Origin of the sequence: Fontivita pretiosa (assembly GCF_050410795.1) — a bacterium.
Taxonomy (GTDB): Bacteria; Planctomycetota; Phycisphaerae; order Tepidisphaerales; family Tepidisphaeraceae; genus Fontivita; species Fontivita pretiosa.
In genome coordinates this window covers 4,413,334-4,431,811 of the sequence record NZ_CP191258.1, presented here as the reverse complement: position 1 = coordinate 4,431,811, position 18,478 = coordinate 4,413,334, and the positions used below count along the sequence as shown (strand labels likewise).

15 protein-coding genes and 1 tRNA gene are annotated in these 18,478 nt (G+C 64.9%); 6 read left to right on the top strand and 10 right to left on the bottom strand.

The features are described from left to right. Positions 1–107: 107 nt before the first annotated feature. The 8 genes from ACQS5P_RS17975 to dapB all read right to left on the bottom strand — a co-directional run bounded on the left by ACQS5P_RS17975 (position 108) and on the right by dapB (position 12,816). On the bottom strand, positions 108–2,807 hold the full coding sequence (locus ACQS5P_RS17975; RefSeq protein ID WP_428938000.1) for a glycoside hydrolase family 78 protein: 2,700 nt from the start codon (positions 2,805–2,807) through the stop codon (positions 108–110). A gap of 249 nt (positions 2,808–3,056) precedes the next feature. Beyond that, entirely contained in the window at positions 3,057–4,718 is a 1,662-nt protein-coding gene (locus tag ACQS5P_RS17970) for a hypothetical protein (RefSeq protein ID WP_428937999.1), read from the bottom strand. Positions 4,719–4,817: 99 nt separating this feature from the next. After that, entirely contained in the window at positions 4,818–8,831 is a 4,014-nt protein-coding gene (locus tag ACQS5P_RS17965) for an FtsK/SpoIIIE domain-containing protein (RefSeq protein ID WP_428937998.1), read from the bottom strand. 65 nt (positions 8,832–8,896) lie between these two features. After that, the gene (locus ACQS5P_RS17960; protein ID WP_428937997.1) at positions 8,897–9,115 is read right to left on the bottom strand and encodes a hypothetical protein; all 219 of its coding nucleotides are present in this window, start codon (positions 9,113–9,115) and stop codon (positions 8,897–8,899) included. A gap of 10 nt (positions 9,116–9,125) precedes the next feature. Continuing rightward, on the bottom strand, positions 9,126–9,728 hold the full coding sequence (locus tag ACQS5P_RS17955) for a hypothetical protein (RefSeq protein ID WP_428937996.1): 603 nt from the start codon (positions 9,726–9,728) through the stop codon (positions 9,126–9,128). Positions 9,729–9,731: 3 nt separating this feature from the next. Then, entirely contained in the window at positions 9,732–10,004 is a 273-nt protein-coding gene (locus ACQS5P_RS17950; RefSeq protein ID WP_428937995.1) for a WXG100 family type VII secretion target, read from the bottom strand. Between the two features lie 60 nt (positions 10,005–10,064). Continuing rightward, positions 10,065–11,933, bottom strand: coding sequence for a tetratricopeptide repeat protein (locus ACQS5P_RS17945; protein WP_428937994.1), 1,869 nt, complete (start codon positions 11,931–11,933; stop codon positions 10,065–10,067). Positions 11,934–12,009: 76 nt separating this feature from the next. After that, positions 12,010–12,816: a 4-hydroxy-tetrahydrodipicolinate reductase gene (dapB, locus tag ACQS5P_RS17940; RefSeq protein ID WP_428937993.1), complete on the bottom strand. Its 807-nt coding sequence runs from the start codon at positions 12,814–12,816 to the stop codon at positions 12,010–12,012. Positions 12,817–12,977: 161 nt separating this feature from the next. On the opposite strand from dapB, the gene ACQS5P_RS17935 reads away from it, so the two are divergent. The 4 genes from ACQS5P_RS17935 to ACQS5P_RS17920 all read left to right on the top strand — a co-directional run bounded on the left by ACQS5P_RS17935 (position 12,978) and on the right by ACQS5P_RS17920 (position 15,845). Beyond that, positions 12,978–13,051 (top strand) — tRNA-Val (locus ACQS5P_RS17935). Between the two features lie 184 nt (positions 13,052–13,235). Next, positions 13,236–13,607 (top strand): small basic protein, encoded by a 372-nt coding sequence (locus tag ACQS5P_RS17930; protein WP_428937992.1) that lies wholly within the window; start codon positions 13,236–13,238, stop codon positions 13,605–13,607. A 77-nt stretch (positions 13,608–13,684) separates the two neighbouring features. Beyond that, entirely contained in the window at positions 13,685–14,809 is a 1,125-nt protein-coding gene (locus ACQS5P_RS17925) for a pyridoxal phosphate-dependent aminotransferase (protein WP_428937991.1), read from the top strand. Positions 14,810–15,104: 295 nt separating this feature from the next. After that, positions 15,105–15,845, top strand: a complete 741-nt coding sequence (locus ACQS5P_RS17920) for a DUF1326 domain-containing protein (RefSeq protein ID WP_428937990.1) — start codon at positions 15,105–15,107, stop codon at positions 15,843–15,845. Between the two features lie 71 nt (positions 15,846–15,916). Here ACQS5P_RS17920 and queA read toward each other — a convergent pair whose 3' ends face one another. After that, complete coding sequence (queA, locus tag ACQS5P_RS17915) at positions 15,917–16,960, bottom strand: tRNA preQ1(34) S-adenosylmethionine ribosyltransferase-isomerase QueA (RefSeq protein WP_428937989.1); 1,044 nt, start codon at positions 16,958–16,960, stop codon at positions 15,917–15,919. A 224-nt stretch (positions 16,961–17,184) separates the two neighbouring features. Between queA and ACQS5P_RS17910 the strand changes: the two genes are divergently transcribed. Together ACQS5P_RS17910 and ACQS5P_RS17905 are read left to right on the top strand one after the other, a co-directional pair. Further along, positions 17,185–17,622, top strand: a complete 438-nt coding sequence (locus ACQS5P_RS17910) for a hypothetical protein (RefSeq protein WP_428937988.1) — start codon at positions 17,185–17,187, stop codon at positions 17,620–17,622. A 13-nt stretch (positions 17,623–17,635) separates the two neighbouring features. Then, positions 17,636–17,860, top strand: coding sequence for a hypothetical protein (locus ACQS5P_RS17905; RefSeq protein ID WP_428937987.1), 225 nt, complete (start codon positions 17,636–17,638; stop codon positions 17,858–17,860). A 34-nt stretch (positions 17,861–17,894) separates the two neighbouring features. On the opposite strand, the gene ACQS5P_RS17900 is transcribed toward ACQS5P_RS17905, so the two are convergent. Further along, the gene (locus tag ACQS5P_RS17900; RefSeq protein ID WP_428937986.1) at positions 17,895–18,476 is read right to left on the bottom strand and encodes a beta-class carbonic anhydrase; all 582 of its coding nucleotides are present in this window, start codon (positions 18,474–18,476) and stop codon (positions 17,895–17,897) included. Positions 18,477–18,478: the final 2 nt, after the last annotated feature.

Sequence of the window (18,478 nt, the reverse complement as noted above, 5' to 3'; positions counted from 1 at the left end):
AGCGCCCCCACGCCCCCGTGACACGCAAAAGCCCACTTTGGGGATTGCCGGACCGGTCCGAACAGGGATGCCCCCCCACCCGCAGGGGCGCGCTGTCGCCGGGCCGATCACAGATTCGATGCAAACTGGTATTTGCCGGCGGCGACGGCGTAGGTCGCAAACCCGCCGGCAGACCCGATGAACCGCACCCCCTCCGCCTGCGCCGCCGGCTGGCCACTTTCGGTCACCGAGTTGGCGTCGCGCGTCGGCAGGCGCACGGTGGCGGTGGTGTTCGGCGGAATCGTGACGTTCAGGTTGAACCGCTCGCCCTCGATCCGCCAGGCGCTTTCGATCAGCCCATGCACCGACTTGAGCGCCGCCCTTGCCCAGGTGATCTGCCCACCGGGCGTGGGGCGGATCAGGATGTGCTTGTATCCCGGTTTTTCCGGATCCAGGTCGATCCCGCCGATCGTGCTGTAGATCCACTCGCCCACGGCGCCAAAGGCGTAGTGATTGAACGAGTTCATCCCCGTGTCGCTGAATCCCTTGTCATGCGTCCAGGCATCCCATCGCTCCCACATCGTTGTGGCGCCCTGCGTGATCGGATACAGCCACGACGGGTAGGTCTTCTGCATCAGCAGCGCGTAGGCCACATCCGATCGCCCGAAACGCGTCAGCACGTGGTTGAGGTACGGCGTGCCGACGAAGCCGGTGGAAAGGTGCATCCCGCGGGACTCGATGTTCCGCACCAGCGCATCGACGATTTTGGGGCGAAGCTCCTCAGGAAGCAGGTCAAAGTGCAGCGCCAGCACATAAGCCGTCTGCGTCTGTCCGATGATCAGCCCGTCGGCGGTGACAAACCTCCTCTGCCACGCCCGACGCACGCGCTGGAATAGCTCTGCGTATTTCGCCTGCTCGCGCTCCTTGCCGAGAATCCCCGCCATCCTCGACATCAGCCTTGCACAGTGCGCGTAAAACGCCGTGCCAATCAGATCATGCGGCGTCTCGGCATTGATGCTCAGCCAGTCGCCATAGCCCCGCCACTTCCAGTGCTCGTCGGCGCGGATGTCATTCACGCAGTTGGCCTGGAGGAAATCCATGAACCGGCTCATCATCGGCCAGCAGTCTTCCAGGATGCGCTTGTCGCCGTAGCAGAGGTAAATGATCCAGGGACAGATGACCGCGGCGTCCGCCCAGGCCGGCCCCCCTTCGTCGTGAATGCTCCTGACATGCGGCACCACCGAGGGGATGCGCCCGTCCTCGCCCTGCGAGTCGGCCATGTCACGCAGCCACTTCGTGAAGAAGTTGGCCACGTCCATGTTGAACGCCGCCGTACGGATGAAGACCTGCGCATCGCCGGTCCATCCCAGTCGCTCGTCCCGTTGCGGACAGTCGGTGGGGATATCGATGAAGTTGCCCTTCTGACTCCAGACGATGTTGCTCTGGAGTTGATTGATCATCGGGTCGGAGCATTCGAACTGCCCGGTGGGCGTGGCGTCGGAATGCACGACCACGCCGACCAGATCGTCGGCGGTCGGGTTTCGACCCGGATAATCGCGCACCTCGACATAGCGGAAGCCGTGGAAGGTGAATCGCGGCTCGTAGATCTCCTCGGCCCCGCCTCGGGTCGTGTAGTGATCCGTCGCCCGCGCCGTGCGCAGCGCCGCGGTGTAGAGCTTGCCGTCCTTGTCGAGCATCTCGGCGTGTCGCAGCTCGATGGTCTGTCCAGGCCGCGCGTTGCGAACCCTCAGACGCACCCGCCCCACCATGTTCTGCCCCAGATCGAAGATGTGCCGCCTGCGGTTCGCCGACGCCTTCGGCGGGGCGATCGGCTTCAGGAGCTGAATCCGCCGCACCGGCGGTGCGCGGTGGGCCACCAGCTCGATCCCCGGATCGTCGAATACCACCGCCGCACGCCAGCCGTTCACCGCCTCTGTCCGCACTCCTGCCGAAGGCTGGACAGAAGCATCCGCAGGCGAGCTCCACCCTGCAATCTCCAGGCGCGCGTCGTAATCTTCGCCCATGAGCATGTCCGACGAGCGGATCGGCCCTTCGCCGGCGCTCCATGTCTCATCCGAGACGATGGTGCGGGTCGATCCGTCGGCCAAGCCAACCTCAAGCTGCGCCAGCAGGCGGGGTCGGTCGCCATACGTCTGCCGCGGATCGCTGTGCAGGTGTCCGCAGTACCAGCCGTCGCCCAGGATCGCGCCGCAGGCGTTTTCCCCGCTCCGCAGCATCCCGGTCACGTCGAACACCTGGTACGGCACGCGCTTGGTGTATTCGGTGCGCCCCGGCGCAAAGACGTAGTCCGCCACAGGCTGCCCGTTGATCTCGAACTCGTACAACCCCAGCGCCGTCACATAAAGCCGCGCCCAGCTCACCTGCCCGTCCAGCCTGAACTGCTTCCGCAGATACGCCGCCGGCGGGATCGAATACGGCCCGCCGACGATCGGGGCGCCGATCCACTTGGCCTTCCACTGGCTGCGCTGAAGCAATCCCATTTCCCACCACGCCGGCTCGCTCCAGCTCGACGGCTCGTTGCTCGCATCCCATGTGCGAACCTTCCAGTAGCACCGCTGGCGGGAAGCGAGTTCGGTGCCGGCGTATTCGATGTGGATCGATTGATCGGAGCTGACCACGCCGCTGTTCCACAGGTCCGGCTGATCGCTGCCCAGCCGGGCCAGCGAGCTGGCGACCACGATCTGGTAGGCGCTCTGCCGCGCCCCGCGACGCGGATCGGAAAGCTCCCACGACAGCCGCGGCCGCCGCGCATCGATCCCCAGGGGATTGACCAGGTATTCACAACGCAGAGAGATTGGCTGATGCATAGCTTTGTCGGCGGGCATTGTGCGCAGCGCCCGCCGCTTGTCCAGCGAAAAAGGGGTCGGGAGTCTTTTCCGCCCCGCCCGAAAAGACTCCCGACCCCTTTTTTTCATCAATCGTGAGCCTGCCACGGATCGGCACGGTGCCGGACATCGTTGGCGATAGTCATTTCAAACTGCGCGGCAGTCATCAAGCACAAGAGATTATCACATCGCCAGGAGTGACAGGCGATGGCAGCACTCAACCACCGCATACTACTCGTCACGCGTCAAGAGGATCCACTCGTGAAGCTCAGGAATCCGCACCATCCTGCGAAACTCCGGCAGGCGCGCCAGCACGTCCCGGACCCATTGCGCCTGGCGGGGTCGGAATGCCACCGCTCGCATCCGCGGCGGAAGCCAGGCGCGGAAGTTCGCCTCGCTCATCGCCAGTCCCGCGACGCGAAGATCGTCCAGTCCGGCCTGAAAGTGATACGCCTTACCTTCCGCCAGCAACGGCGAAAGCGGATGACATGGAAAGTAGATCTCGCCCGGGTGTTCCCTGGCGTAACGAAAGGCAGCTTCGTGATCGTTGTCGCTCAGCCGCTTCCATGTGCGCAGTCCATCAACGAGTTGGGAGAATCCGCTCACAGGAATCCAACAGGCCGCCAGAACCAGCCCCAACAGCGCAACGCGTGCGAGGCGACCCAGCGGAGGAAGACCGGGCCGGTTGGGTGCATCCCAGTGGCCACGTGATGCGGCGTTGCCCAGCGCTCCCACCGCCGCCAGCAGCGCCATGCTGGCCCCTGGCACCGCGTTATTCCATGCCCCGCCCCACTTCGCGCTGGCGATCGCCGATGTGGGCAGCACGCACACCGCGCCGAGCATCGGCAGGATCCATGGATTGCCATCGAGCCACTCGCGCCACCGGGCTGGGTCCGGCCGACTTACACCGATGGCGATGACCAGGCCCGCCAACAGGATCCATCCGACCGGGTTCGACCAGTACCACAACCACTGCACCGCGTGCCAAAGCGCCAGGGGCGCGGGCAACTCCGGAACCTGCCACGGTTGATTCAACGGGACCACGAGCATCTGGAACAGCATCGCAGGCCCGAACCACAAGAGCAGAATCGCGCTTACCGCTGCGCCGCTGATTGCCATGCCCAGCACGAACATCGCTGCACGGTGCCGTCCGACCAGCATCCAGACGTACAGCGCCATTGCCACGACCACGGGCCCAAGCGTCAGCTTCGTCCAGATTGACATCGCCGCAAACACGCCGCACCACAGGCCCAACCTCAAGAAGGCTCTGACGTGCAGCGACTGCCCGGCCCCGGCGAGCATCGCAAAGGCGCACAGCGAGAACCCGACAGCCGGCGCATCGATCGTCACCCGCGTGACGGCCTCGCTAAGAACAAACTGGCTGGAACTGATCAGAACGAACGCGACGATCGAGATGACGACAATGCTCAGGCCACGATCGCGCCTGCTCCACAAGAGGAACCACGCCGCCGGCAGCGCGTACGAGGCCAACCCTGTGAACACGCCGATGAGGATGGCGGGCGTCGGGCGCGATGCCAACGCCGCAGGCACGTACAGCATCGCCGACACCGGTCCGTACATCTGCACGAGCATCGGTCCCTGGTTGTGCGGATAATACAGCTCGTATCCCCTGATCCAAGCGGCTGCGGGCGCCAGCCGCGCGGCGCTCCAATCATGCTTCGTTGCCTGCGGAATCCCCGCCGCCACCATCACCATCGACGATGCCGCACCGATGATCCCGGAGACCCAAAATACGCATCGCCACTGGCGATCCCCGCGCAAACCCCGTGATGCCAGGTACATCAACGACAGCACGATCGCCGCGCCCGGTAGATAACGCAACGGATGAGTGTCCGGATCCAGGAGCATCGCCCGGTGAAAGTCAAATCGCATGCGAGCAACCGCCGATGCGGATTACTTTTGATCGCAGCTCGCAGACTGCAACACGTTCAATGCCTTCCGTGTCCGACCAGCGCGCGATCAATTCCCTTCTCATCGCGCCGCAAGCGTCGTGCGAACCTGCTCCAGCCACTGTTTTGGCGGCAGCGCGTACGGGCGGAACTTCTCCATCACGCCCTGCTCTTCGCTGTAGACCAGCGCCCGGTGAAAGCCCAGCTTATTGGCATTCGGCGAATCGATCAGGTTGCTCGAATCCGCCGCCGACATCTGGAACAGCACGCGGTGGTCGAACTCGCGCATCGAGCCGCGATCCAGCGTCCGATCCAGCGACGCCGCCGTGTCGCACCATGCAATCAGGTGAATCCCCAGCCCCGGACCCTCGCGAAGCAGGTCGGCGAAGATCTTGTCCGGCTGGGGCTTTTTCTCCGCCGCATCCGTATCCATCGAAAAGCTGAAACTCTCCTCGCTCTTTCGCAGCATCCGGTATCGCTGAAGTCCGTAAATGAACACGTAGATCGACGGCAGGTCCAGATGATGCTCGGCCGCCTGACGCTGTTGCATCTGCCCGCCAAGCTCGGCCATGGCATCGGCGACGGCGCGCCACTCGACGTGCCGCACGTCATGGGGAATCGCCGCCGTCACGCGCGGCAGCATCCCGGCCAGCGCAGAATCGGCCGGCGTGCCGTCGAGCAGGTAGAACCTGGCCGCATCCTTGGGGTGCTGCGCCGCCAGGCTCAGGATCATCGACGACATCAGCGCCATCGCGCCCTCTTCGTGTTGTCCGACGATCAGCACGTTTGCCCCAGCCTGACGGCGAAGCACGACGCTGGTCGGATCCTTGATCGCCACCGGCTCGCCCAGCCATGCCTGCGGCGCCGTGGGCACGCCCGGCGGCGGTGGCCGCTCGATCACTCTGGCCAGCCGCTTGTTTTTCGTGATGTCCGCCGGCGCGTTGCCCTCGAAGACGATCGGCTCGGGTTTGCCATTGCCATCCTGCTGCCCGGCAAGCTGACGAACCCGATCCAGATGCAGCTCGCGCTCGTCCTCGGAAAGCCAGGAGATCTGGAACGGGCTGTTGCCCTCGACCAGCCCGCCGGCGTCGTTGTAGATCGCCTCTCCCGGACGCGACAGCAGCCTCGCCGCGGAGTTGTTATCGCCCAGAATGAGCTGCGAGTCCGCCTCGCTGGTCTGAAGCGCGATCCGCACGGCCATCTGCCCGATGGTGCTGCGCGCCAGCCCCGACGTTCCGCCGATCGTCTGCGATCCCAGCAGCACATGGATACCAAACGCGCGCCCCTGCCGCACGAGCCGATCCAGCAGCAGCCCCGCCTCCTGCGCCAGCTTGTCATCCTCGCTGAAGAACTCCTGGAACTCGTCGATGATCAGCAGCGTCCGCGGCAGCCGCTGCCCGGACGCCTGGCGATAGGCCGCGATGTCCTGCACGCCAAGCCTGCGGAACATCTCCCCGCGGCGGGCCAGCTCCGCGTCGATGCGCTGAAGCACGCTCAGCCCGAACTCGCGATCCGACTCCACGGCAATCGCCCGTGCATGCGGCAGCGCGTGCGTCGCGTAGGTCTTGAACTCCACGCCCTTCTTGAAGTCCACAAGATAAAACTCGACCTCATCCGGGTGGTACCACAGCGCCAGGTTCGTCACCAGCACGTGCAGCAGCGTCGATTTGCCCGAGCCGGTCTTGCCCGCGATCAGCGCGTGCTGCGCCACGCCGCGCCCAAGCCTCAGGTACTGTAGCCGAGTCGCACCAAGCCGACCAATCGGCACCTGCAACTCATCACGGCTGCTGCCACTCCACAGCTTCTCCGGCGGCGGGGCGATCGCGCTGAACGGAACCTCGACACGCTTGGCCTCTTTGGCATGCCGTCCCACTTCGTCGAGAATGCGGGTCAGGAACTGCTCGCTGGGCGGCGGATCGAGCGTCAGTGGAAACTGCCTGAAGATCTCATCCTTCCAGACGAACCGATCGCCCTTTCGCACCAGGTTCACGCTGTGCGATTCGATTTCGTCCAGGTGCGCTCCGGCCGGCAGCGGCTTGCGCGTGTCGCGCAGGATCAGCGTGAACACACCGCAGCGGGCGCCGCTGGAGGCGATGCTGTTCAGCCGACGGAAAGCGTCACCTTCAAACCCCACCGGGAAATCCGCCACCACCAGATAGCGATAGGGCTCAGCCAGCTCCCCGGCCTGCGCGTTGTACTCGTCGATCGTCGCGAATTCGTTGCGCAGATATTTCTGGATGACCGTCTCCATGTGCTCGGTGAGATTGGCAAGCTGCTGCTCGATGTGCTCGGTCTCGGTCCAGATGCGGCTGGTGACCAGCGCCTCATCGTGGTCCGCCAGACGCATGAATCCCGCAAAGTTCTGCCCAAGCCCCACCGGATCGATGATGGTGAAGCGGACTCTGCCAGGCGGAAACTGCGTCAGCAGCCTGGCCATGAGCATCTGAAGCGTGCGGATCGCCTCGGCCCGCCCCGCGTGGTCGGTATGGATCACCATCGAGGCATTGTCCGGAACACTCAGCGCCGCCGGCACCGAAAACGAAGGCGGCAGCGACAGCTCCCTGGGCACCTGATCCGTAATCTGCTTCAGGTCCACATGAAGCTCGCCAAAACGCACGCGGCGGGGAAAGGTTCGCGGCGGCGACCATGCCTGCCATCGCGGATCCTCCCAGTCCAGCAGCACCTGCTGCTCGTCCACGGCGCCGGCCTGCTGTTCGATGGGGCGCTGGATCCGGATCAGTCCCTGCGTCCATCGCTGCTGAAGCTCAGCGCGGGCGCGATCATACTGCTGCCGGCTGTCGCCAAGTGCCTGCTCGTGGCGTTGCCGCGCCTCGGACAGCTCGAGTTGCCTCGACTGCGTGATCTGCTGCTGTCGCTGCGCCAGCCACGCCGATGCCTGCGACATCGCCTCATCGCGCTTCTGCTCGATCGCCGCCCGACGCCGCGCCGAATCGGCGTTGATCGACTGCATCGCCGCCGCCCGGTTTTTCGCCGCACGCGCCAGCAACGGGCCGAAGCGGTCCCTGGCGGCCTGGATCTCCATCTCGCGCTTTTTGGTAGCCCGCACGGTCTTGAGCTGTCGCTGGGCACGGGCGTCTTCAAGCTGGGCGTCGGCGGCGCGCCGGGCAGCATCCAGCGACTCGCGCAGCGGCAGGTACACTCGCCTCACCTGCGCGTTGCCGATCAGTCGCAAGACCAGTCCCGCCGACAGACACAACCCCACCGCCGTGCCGACCGCGTATCCGATCACGCCCGGCCGCCACTGCACCTGCCCGTAGCTCAGATACGGCAACCCGCCCGCGACGAGCTGCGAGAAAATCCCGCTGAGCAGCATCGCCCCCACCAGAATCAGGTATGGGCGCATCCCCACGAACAGCCGGGGAATCGCAAGCCCCCCTAGCTGGGCCAGCCCAAGCCTGACCGCATCGCGATGGGTCTCGAAGGTGCCGGGTGGCACCTGTGGCGAGGATTGCCCCGCTGGCTCGGCCTGCACCGGCGCGGTCGTCGCATCCGCAGCCTCAGCCGCGGCCGGCGGTGCCGCGCCGGCTTCCTCGGCCAGGTCGCGACGCCCGTACAATGCCAGCAACTCCAGCGAACGCTTCTCCATCGCGTCGGCTTCCTCGAGCTGGCTGGCGTGCGTCTCCTTGGCCTTGCGGTACTCCTTGGCGATCTGGTTCTGCGTGGCCTCGAAGACGCTTTCGGCCAGCCAGATCGCCTGCTGGAGCTTGTTTTTCAGGTCGTTTTCGATCGCGTCGTGCTCGTATTCGAAGCGGCTGCGTGAGGTGGTTTCGTAGTTCTGCTGGTCCGCCATCGCCGCGGCGTGCTGCGCCGTGATCTCCGCCACGCGCTGCTCGTACTGCTGCTGAGCCTCCTGCATGAGCTGATCATGCCGCTGCTGGATCTCCGCCAGCGCGGTCTCGAGCTGCCGGTTGGCCGCCTGCACCTGCGCGCGGTGCGTGCGTTCGATCTCGATCTCCGCCGCCGCGCAATCCGCCGACAGCTTCACCAGATCGCGCAGCGCCGCCCGCTGCGCGTCGTCCTCGCCGACGCCAGCAACTCGCCCCGTGACCACCGTCGTTTGTGTCGTTGTTGTCATCTCATCCCGGTGTGCTGTGTCGATGCCTGTTTCCGTGCCTCAGTGGCGGATGTCCCGGCGCCTGCTCAGTCCGGCCCGCACTCGCTGCGGATTCGCGTCAGCAGCACCGCCAACTGATCCATGGCCCCCACGGCATTGCGCAGGTCCTGCTGAAGCGGCACGAGGAACCGATCCTCGAACTCGCGGGCGCGAGAGTCGTCCCAGGACATCTTAGTCTCGGCCCACTTGTTCTCGAGCTGCTTGAGCGCCTTGCTCAGCGCGCCGCGACCTTCATATACGCCCATGGTTGCTTCCTCACTGCTGTTGCTGCGGCTTCGGTTCGGCCTGTGGGGCTGGCTGCGTCGGCTCCGATGAAGCAGCAGGCGTCGGTGCGGTCGTTTCGCTGGCGACGTCCGCCGCCAACTCCCCCGCCGGCGCCAGCGACACATACTGCTCCAGCGATTCGATCAGCGATCCCAGAGTCGCTACCGCCACCGGGATATCCGATTGCAGGGTCGTGGCGAAGCGCTGAATTGTCCCCTTGTACGTCTGAAGCTCGCGCTGAAGCACGCGCGTATACTTTTTCACACTGGCCAGCTTCTGTTCCGCCTCGGCCAGTTTCGCCTGCGCCAGCCGCAGCGCCTTTTCCTCCTCCACCGCCGAGGGCGTACGCCCCGAGGCATCCTTGAACAGCGTCTTCATCCGCACGGCTTCCTTGCAGCGCTCGACCATGTCGTGCCGCTTGCGGATCTGCGTCTGCCAGTGCGACAGCATCTCCCCCTCCAGCCAGCGCAGCGTCGCCTGAGCCTCGGACTCGGCGTCGCCCAGCGCCGTGTTGGCGGCCTCGGCGAACTTGATCAGCGCCACCCGGAAGTACTTCAGCGCATCGATCGATTCGACTCGTACACCTTCGCTCACGTCTTACCTTTGCTTGAGGTATTCCTCGATCAGCGCCGCCTTCTTGCCGAGGAACGACACGTGCTGCTGCGATGCCTCGAGGAAATTCGCCAGCGCCTTGACCGTCACCTCGAAGGCCTCGGCGAACTTGCGCTGCTCCTGATCACGCCAGGTCGTCTCCAGGTTTCGCATGCGCGCGTGCAGCCCGGCCACCAGGCTCTGAAGCTCGTTGTTGAACCGCGCCAGGTCCTGTGCAAAACGCCTCAGCTCCGCGGGATCTACATGTGCCTTGGACATACACCTTAGTGTACACCAGGCCGCGGGCGAAATCTGTCACACAAAAGGACCGAAGGCCGCCTATTGCCTTGCGGCAGCAAGCTGACGCAGTTCCTGCTCGACCCGCTGGATGACCGAAGTCCAGTCGCCGCGCCCGGGCTGGCGGAACAGGCGCATCGTCGGATACCAGGGACTGTCCTGGCGATCCAGCAGCCACCGCCAGTCAGCCGCCCACGGCAGCATCGTCCACGTTCTGCATCCGAGCGCCCCAGCCAGATGCGCCGCGGCGGTGTCGATCGTGAGGATCAGGTCCAGGTTGAGCATCGCCGCCGCCGTATCGGCGAAATCATTGAGCCGATCGCCGACATCCAGGACGCGCATCCCCCTGGGGAACTCGGGTTGCGCTTCGTCGCTGCCGCGCTTCTGAAGGCTCACGAAGCTGATGCCCGGCACTTGAGCCAGCGGCGCCAGGTGCTCGATCGGGCAGGTGCGGGCCGCATCGGGCTTGACGTTGCCCGACCAGACCAGCCCCACGCGCAGCCCCGGGCCGGCGGCGGCAAGCCGGCTCTGCCAGGCCTGTCGGCGCGACGGATCGACGCCCAGGTACGGCACCTGGTTCGGCACCGTCTCCAGCGTCGTGCGGAAAATGCGCGGCAGACTCAGCAGCGGCACGTGCAGGTCGAAGTCTGGCGGGCGCACGCCGGTAGGAACAACTCGGCTGACACCCCGCAGGCTGCCCATCAGCGCTCGCAGCGGCACGCTGCACTCCAGGATCACCTTGGCGCCGCGATCGGCCAGCATCGGCACATACCGCGCGAACTGGATCGTGTCGCCATAGCCCTGTTCGGTGTGAACGAAAATCGTTCTGCCGGTAGGATCCGAGCCATCCCAGAGCGGCCGGCCAAAGTCGCGCGCTGCGGTGGTGAAGTTATCGCAGCGCCATCGCCACTCGTATTCGGCGAAGCCGCGTTCGTAGTCGCCAAGGGTCAGCAGCGCCAGCCCGCGATTGCCATGTGCGGCGGGGTGACCCGGAGCCAGCGCCAACGCCCGCTCCGCCGCCTCCAGCGCGCCCGCCGCGTCGTTCATCCGCCGCCTCAGCGACGATAGATTGTTCCATCCTTCCACATCGTTGGGCACAAGGGTCAGCGCCCGCTCCAGCAGTGGGATCGCGCCGGCCACGTCGCCACGCGAGTCGCACATCGCTGCAAGGTTGCGGTACGCCGCGCTGCTGTTCGGATCGATCTGGATCGCGCGGCGATAGGCCAGCTCGGCTTCGCCAACGCGCCCGGCGCGCTCGTGAACGAACCCCAGGTTTACGTGCGCCTCGGGGCGCAGGGGCGCCAGGGCCACGCAGCGATTCGCCGCCTCCAGCGCCTCGGCGTGCTTTTTGGCCAGTGCCAGTGCCATCGCCAGCGCCGACCAGGCCTCGGCCCAGTCGGGGCGAAGCTCCACCGCGCGCCGCCCCGCCTGCACGGCGCCGTGCGGATCTCCCAGTTTCCTCCGGACCTCGCACAGCAGCAGTTGATAATCCGCCCGCTGCGGCGAAAGCTGTGCCGCGCGCGTCAGGCTCTTTTCCGCTTCGTCATTGCGGTTCATCTGCGCCAGCAGCTTGCCCAGATTCCCCCATGCATCCGCCGCCGCGGGATTCAATTGGATCGAACGACGGTAGCAGACAATCGCCTCATCCACTCGCCCCAGGTGCCGCAGCGCCTCGCCAAGGTTGTTCAGGTTCGCAAACGTCGGCGAAATCTGCACCGCCCGAGCGATCAGCTCGACCCCCTGCGCCGAACGCCCCGTCTGGTGCAACACCACCCCCAGCAGGTGCATCGCCTCCGGATGCTGCGGATCCGTTTGAAGGATCTGTCGATACAACGCCTCTGCCTGCGCCAGGCGGCCCGCCTGGTGATGTGTCAATGCCGTGGCAAGGACCTGTTGGACCGGCTCATTCATCTCATCCATGCGCCACGCGGAACAGCGACCAGAGGACCGTGTGCGCAATGCTCTTGCGTCTGGCTTGTGGGTCTGCTCAGCTCAAGCCCAGCACATCGGCGATGCGGTATCGGCCGGGCTTCTGCCCCGCCAGCCATCGCGCGGCGCGCAGCGCGCCGTGAACAAACGTATCCCGATTGGTGGCCACGTGGGTCAGTTCCAGTCGTTCGCCTAATGCAGCGAAGTAAGCGGTGTGCCGCCCGACCTCGTCGCCCATCCGCAGCGCGTGCATCCCGATCTGCCCGGGCTGTCGTGGACAATCCTGCCCATGACGTGCGAACACCAGCGATTCAGCGGACTTGCCCGTCGCGCGCAGGATCGCCTCGGCCAGACCCATCGCCGTGCCCGAGGGCGCATCCTTTTTGAAGCGGTGGTGGGCCTCGACGATCTCGATGTCGTACTCGTCGCCGAGCAGCTTCGCGACCTCCCCCGCCACACGAAACAGCACCGCCACGCCCAGGCTCATGTTCGGCGACTGAAGGATGGGGATGTATCTGGCCGCCTGGTCGATGCTGGCCTGATCCTCTTCGCCCAGCCCGGTGGTTCCGATGAGCATGGCGATTCCCCGGTCGCGGCAAACGCCCAGCCAGTGGCGAGTGGACTGCGGCACGGTGAAGTCGATGAACACGTCGGGCCTTTCGCCGATCAGCTCGGCGGTCAGGGCAATCCCCATCGGCCCGATCCCCGCAACCTCGCCGGCATCCCGTCCGATCATGGGATGTCCCGCCCGCTCGATAGCCGACACGATCGTGAAGACGTCGGCCTGCTGTCGCGCCACTGACAGCAGTCGCGTGCCCATCCGCCCGGCGGCTCCGGCGATTGCAATCCGCACCTTGTTGCTCATGCTGGCCTGAGAATATCGCACACCCCTGAAAAGAAAAGCCCGCCCGATCCGGGGGAACGCCTGGCTTTGCCCGTGGCGACGAAGTCACCCGACGGGAGGCTTTGGCCCGCCCCTTGTCCAGCGGCCCATGGCGCATATACTAAAGATGGTCGCGAGATCCCGGGCGGTTAGCTCAGTTGGCTAGAGTACCAGCATGACACGCTGGGGGTCACAGGTTCGAGCCCTGTACCGCCCATTGACAGCGTCAGGATGGAACACGGGACAGCCGTTGCGCCCCGCGGGGCCTTGCGGGGGTTGAATTGGCCAAGGCTCCGAATCCCCGCCCGCAGAACTGTGGGATTGACGTGAATGTCTGCCCGGTGGCGAACTGTCACCGTCGGGTTTTCTTCAGGTGGTCAACTGTCGGGAGTCAAACCGCGATGTCTTTGGATCGAAGCCTCAAGAGCGCCAATTCGCTGATCCGTCACCGCAATGTGCTGACACGCGCCGAGCGGCTGGCCAAGCTCAAGGAAGAGGAGCGGTGGGACGAGAGCAAGAGCGTATTCGGCCTGCCGAAAGTGGCTCATCGCAAGCTTGAGCTGGCCAAGGGAGGAAAGGAACAGGCGCCCGCTGGCGTGGAGGGCGCGGCTGCGCCCGGTGCTGCGCCGGCAACCGCCGCTGCTGGGGCGGCCCCCGCAGCCGCCAAGAGCGCTGCCGCTCCTGCTGCCGCCAGCGCCAAGGCTGCGGCTGCTCCGGCCGCCGCGGGCGCCGCGGCCAAGGCTCCTGCTGCTGCCGCCGCGAAGAAGAAGTAACGGGCAGATGGGGATTGGCCCCAGATTCTTTCGGCCAATCCCCATCGTCTCGTCTTTCTCTCTTCGACCTTTCAACAATGCGCCCAGCCTCCAGCTACATCTCCCGCCGAGCCAATGCCGTCGACGCCTCCGGTATACGCAAGGTCTTCGACCTGGCGGCGAAGTTGAAAGACCCGATCAACTTCTCTATCGGGTTGCCTGACTTCGATGTGCCCGACATCGTCAAGGATGCGGCGATTGAAGCGATCCGTCGCGGCGACAACCGCTACACGCAAACCCAGGGTATCGCGCCTTTGCGGCAACGCCTCCGCGAAAGCCTCTCGCGCGAGATCGGGCGAGATGTCGGCGAAGTGCTGATCACCAGCGGCGTCAGCGGCGGGCTGCTGCTGGCGATCCTCTCGGTCATCGACCCCGGCGACGAAGCCGTCTTTCTCGATCCTTACTTCGTCATGTACAAGCATCTGCTCACCTTGGCCGGCGGAAAGCCGGTCATCGTGGACAGCTACCCGGATTTCCGCTTCCACGCGGATCGGGTTGAGCGAGCCATCACGCCGCGGACGAAGATGCTCATGCTCAACTCGCCGTGCAATCCCACCGGCGCGGTGCTGAGCGAAGCCGAAATCCGCGCCGCCGTCGAAATCTGCCAGAAGCACGACCTGCTGCTGCTCAGCGACGAGATCTACCAGCCGTTTCTGTATGATGGCAAGGATCAGGGCTCGCTGTACTCACCGGCGGCGATCTACCAGAAGACAATCGTCCTGCGCGGGTTCTCAAAGAGCCACGCGATGACGGGCTGGCGAATCGGCTATGCAGCCGGGCCGGCGGAGGTCATCGCGCAGATGACCAAGCTCCAGCAGTACACGTTCGTATGTGCCCCTTCGCCGCTTCAATTCGCTGCCTTGCGGGCGCTGGACGTGCCCATGAATCATGCCGCCGACGCCTACCGCCGAAAACGCGACCTCGTCTTCGACATGCTCTCGAAGAAGTTCGAGATCATCCGCCCCGGCGGAGCGTTTTACATCTTCCCCAAGGCTCCGGCGGGCATCACCGCCACCGATTTCTGCACCAAGGCGATCGAGCACAACGTGTTGATCATCCCCGGCAACGTCTTCTCCGAGCGCGATACCCATTTCCGCATCAGCTACGCCACGACCGACGACAAGCTGGCCAGGGGCTGTCAGATCCTCTGCTCATTGGCGTAGGGCGGCGACCGCAGCGGCAGGGTGAGCCATCGCCGTGTTTGTGCGAAAGCAGACGCGTGCTGGAATAGGAGAATCCCCTGTCGGTTTATTCGCCGGCTTTTTTGCTTGAGTCGCAGCCCGCCTGGGCATTAAATGAATCTGGTTGCCAGACCGTTGCTCAACCCGTCACGTTGGGCAACGTTCACCCCGACATCTGTCTGGGCCGAAGTCGCGGCGGCCCGGACGACGTAATACAGATGCCCGGCAGGTTCGTATCGTCCCGTCTCTCCACTCAGTTCCACACAGGAGGTTGCCCATGCGTCGCATGCAGTGGATCGGATCATTGATGGCGATGTTTGTTGGTGCGGTCGCGCTGGTGTGCCCGGCGCAGCAGCCGACGCCAGCGCCCAGTTGGACGATGAACGCCACGATCATCGAGGCGTGCAGTTGCCCGATGTTCTGCCAGTGCTACTTCGACACCAAGCCCGCCTCGCACGCCGGCCACGGCGCCGCCGATGCCGAGCACTTCTGCCGCTTCAATAACGCCTTCAGGGTCAATAGCGGCTCGTACGGCGACACGAAGCTTGACGGCGCCAAGTTCTGGGTGGCCGGTGACCTTGGCGGAGACTTCTCCAAGGGACAGATGGACTGGGCCGTGCTGCATTTCGACCCCTCCGTCACGCCGGCGCAACGCCAGGGGATTCAGGCGATTCTGGCGCATCTGTATCCGGTCAAGTGGAACAGTTTCACCATCGGCGCCGACGCCCCGATCGACTGGAAGGCTGACAAGGATCGCGCCGTGGCCCGGCTGGATGACGGGCGTATCGCCGAAGTCGTGCTCAAGCGATTTCCCGGAAACACGGACGATCCGATCGTGATTCACAATCTCAGGTACTGGGGCGCGCCGCGCAACGACGGCTTTGTCCTGATGCCCAACGAGGTCCAGGCGCTGCGCGAGGTCCCCGCCGGACGCAAGCCCTACGAATTCCGCGGAACCAATGGTTTCATGATCACCTTCGAGATCAAGTCTGAAGATGTGCAAAAGGCCCAGGGATAAGCGAGCGGCGCGCAAACCCGGGCGATCCCGCCGCGGCACAAGGCCGGCACTACAGATCAAATGCCTGTCGCCTATTCGATGAACATCGCATCGCCATAGCTGAAGAAGCGATAGCGATGCTGGATGGCGATCTGGTAGAGGCGGCGCTGCTCTTCCAGCCCGACCATCGCCGCGACCAGCGCGATCAGCGTGCTGCGGGGCAGGTGGAAATTCGTGATCAGGGCCGAGACGTGCTTCCAGCGGTATGGCGGATAGATGAAGATCGACGTTTCCGAGGTGATCGGCTCAAACGGACGATCCTCCGGCTGACTCTCCAGCACCCGGGCGCAGGTTGTGCCGACGGCGATGATCCGCCGTTGCTGCTGTTTGGCCCGGTTCAGCGCCTCCGCCGCCGCCGCATCGATCGTGTAGGCCTCGCTGTGCATCACGTGATCTTCAAGCGTTTCGGTCGTAACTGGCTTGAAGGTTCCCAGCCCCACGTGCAGCGTGATGAACACGCGTTGCACACCCATCTGCTCGAGCTGCTCAAGCAGCGGCTCGGTGAAGTGCAGCCCGGCCGTCGGCGCCGCCACTGACCCGACACTACGCGCATAGACGGTCTGATAACGTTCGCGGTCAAATTCATCCAGCGGATCATGCTCGTGGCGGCGGCGGATGTAAGGCGGCAGCGGCATCCTCCCGACACGCCCCAGCAGTTCCAGCGCGCTGTGCGGCGACTCCACCCGCAGGCGGTATTGCCCTTCAGCGCCCTTGTCAATAACCCTGGCCACAACCTCCGGGGCATCGACGAATCGCAGCTCCATTTCCGGCCTGGCCGGGCCAAGGTTCTTGAGCATCACGTTCCACACGCCCGGCTCGGTCTGCGACAGAAACAGGCCTTCCACTCGCCCGCCGGTGGGCTTGCGCAGGGCAAAGCGGGCGGGAATCACCTTCGCGTCATTGAACACCAGCAGATCCCCGCTGCGCAGCAACTGTGGCAGATCGCTGAACTGCCGGTGGGCCACGGAGCGATCCTGCCGGCGGTAGTGCAGCAGCCGGGATGCAGCGCGATCCGGCAGCGGAGTCTGCGCGATCAGCTCCGCCGGCAGCTCAAAGTCCAACTCATCGGTTCGCATATTCAGTCAGCCGCGGCGGGCGGAGCGCGCCGCCACGGGAAGACATTCGCCTGTCCTGATGTTGCCCGAAAACAACATCCCGCACAAACGGACTGGTTTCACGACGGCCCGGTTCAATCGCCCGGCTGAGTCGCACCTGCGGATTTCCATTTGAAATCCGCGTCTTCAGCGGGCGCGCGGCCACTTGCGGCACGGGCGGCGCACCGCGCTTGCTGCCGTCGGGCGTGAGCCTCGATGTCGGCGGCCAAGCTCGCGCGGACCTGCTGGTGGCGGCGCTGGACCTGAAGCTGGTCCGGCTGCTCCGGGCCGCGATGCGCCCCGCTGGCGAAGGCGGACCCGCCAGCCCGCTGGGTCCGGCGCCATCGACCATCCAGCCTCGACATCGTATCCACCCCGCTCCGCGCTTCGAGCCTCGACCCGTGGTGCATCCCGCGCCCCGATTCGAGCCAAGACCGGTGATTCACCCCCAGCCGATCGTGGCCCCGCCCGCCACCGCCCAGCCGCCTGAGCCGCAGCCGCCGCGACGGCTGGAATGCCCAATCCAGCCGCCCTGGCGGGTGCTGGCCTGGGAAACGCCTCTGCCCCCGCCGCCCAAAATAAAGCTGATCATCTACCGACCCGATACGATCAGTAAGGGTTCACTGATCGATTTGTTCATCTGATTGGGTGGATGCGATGCTTCAGTCTCAGCAGATCGAAGAGCTGATCGGCCTGATTTCCACACTGGATCGTGCGACGCTGATCGAGCAGTTCCAGCACTATCGGGCCAGCTTTCCGGTCGATTTCACCCGCGATTTCCTGGAGCAGCAGCCACTGGAGCGTCTGCGCCACCTGTTCCTGGCCCTGTGCCTCCAGCAGCAGCGGATGCCCCGGTTCACCACCCCCGCCGACGCGGCCTGAGCAATCCAACTGGCTGCACGCAGCCGTTGACGCCTCATCGGCTGCCTGCCCGATCCTGCCGCTCATCCTCGATGACGACTTGCAGCTCTCCGGTTTGCGGATGAATCAGCAGACCATGTACCAGCACGTCCGGCGGCACAAGGGGATGATGGCGGATCATCTCGACACTGCGTCGCACGCCCTGCTCCACCCGGTCGAAGCCCACCAGCCATCGCTCCAGGTCAATGCCCGCGTGGCTGAGCGTGTTGAGCACGTCGTCGCCGATCCCCCGCTGCCGGGCCTTTTCCAGAATCCGCGCGCAGCTCAGCCCGGCCATGCCGCAGTCGTGATGCCCCACGACCAGAATCTGCCCGGCGCCCAGCTCATACACGGCCACGATGATGCTGCGCATGATGCTGCCGAACGGGTGTGAAACGATCGCGCCGGCGGTCTTGATGATCTTCACGTCGCCATTGCGCAGGTTCATCGCCCGCGGCAGCAGCTCGATCAGCCGCGTGTCCATGCACGTAAGGATGACCATCTTCTTGTCGGGGAAACGGTCCGTAAGGTACCGCTCGTATTCCCGGCGCTGCACAAAACCACGATTGAATTCGAGAATCTCGCTTAAGCTCGACATGT

Excerpts from the sequence above, each read along its gene's own strand:
- ACQS5P_RS17975 (WP_428938000.1), bottom strand. The coding sequence starts at position 2,807 with ATGCATCAGCCAATCTCTCTGCGTTGTGAATACCTGGTCAATCCCCTG.
- ACQS5P_RS17970 (WP_428937999.1), bottom strand. The coding sequence starts at position 4,718 with ATGCGATTTGACTTTCACCGGGCGATGCTCCTGGATCCGGACACTCAT.
- ACQS5P_RS17965 (WP_428937998.1), bottom strand. The coding sequence starts at position 8,831 with ATGACAACAACGACACAAACGACGGTGGTCACGGGGCGAGTTGCTGGC.
- ACQS5P_RS17960 (WP_428937997.1), bottom strand. The coding sequence starts at position 9,115 with ATGGGCGTATATGAAGGTCGCGGCGCGCTGAGCAAGGCGCTCAAGCAG.
- ACQS5P_RS17950 (WP_428937995.1), bottom strand. The coding sequence starts at position 10,004 with ATGTCCAAGGCACATGTAGATCCCGCGGAGCTGAGGCGTTTTGCACAG.
- ACQS5P_RS17945 (WP_428937994.1), bottom strand. The coding sequence starts at position 11,933 with ATGAATGAGCCGGTCCAACAGGTCCTTGCCACGGCATTGACACATCAC.
- dapB (WP_428937993.1), bottom strand. The coding sequence starts at position 12,816 with ATGAGCAACAAGGTGCGGATTGCAATCGCCGGAGCCGCCGGGCGGATG.
- ACQS5P_RS17930 (WP_428937992.1), top strand. The coding sequence starts at position 13,236 with ATGTCTTTGGATCGAAGCCTCAAGAGCGCCAATTCGCTGATCCGTCAC.
- ACQS5P_RS17925 (WP_428937991.1), top strand. The coding sequence starts at position 13,685 with ATGCGCCCAGCCTCCAGCTACATCTCCCGCCGAGCCAATGCCGTCGAC.
- ACQS5P_RS17920 (WP_428937990.1), top strand. The coding sequence starts at position 15,105 with ATGCGTCGCATGCAGTGGATCGGATCATTGATGGCGATGTTTGTTGGT.
- queA (WP_428937989.1), bottom strand. The coding sequence starts at position 16,960 with ATGCGAACCGATGAGTTGGACTTTGAGCTGCCGGCGGAGCTGATCGCG.
- ACQS5P_RS17905 (WP_428937987.1), top strand. The coding sequence starts at position 17,636 with ATGCTTCAGTCTCAGCAGATCGAAGAGCTGATCGGCCTGATTTCCACA.
- ACQS5P_RS17900 (WP_428937986.1), bottom strand. The coding sequence starts at position 18,476 with ATGTCGAGCTTAAGCGAGATTCTCGAATTCAATCGTGGTTTTGTGCAG.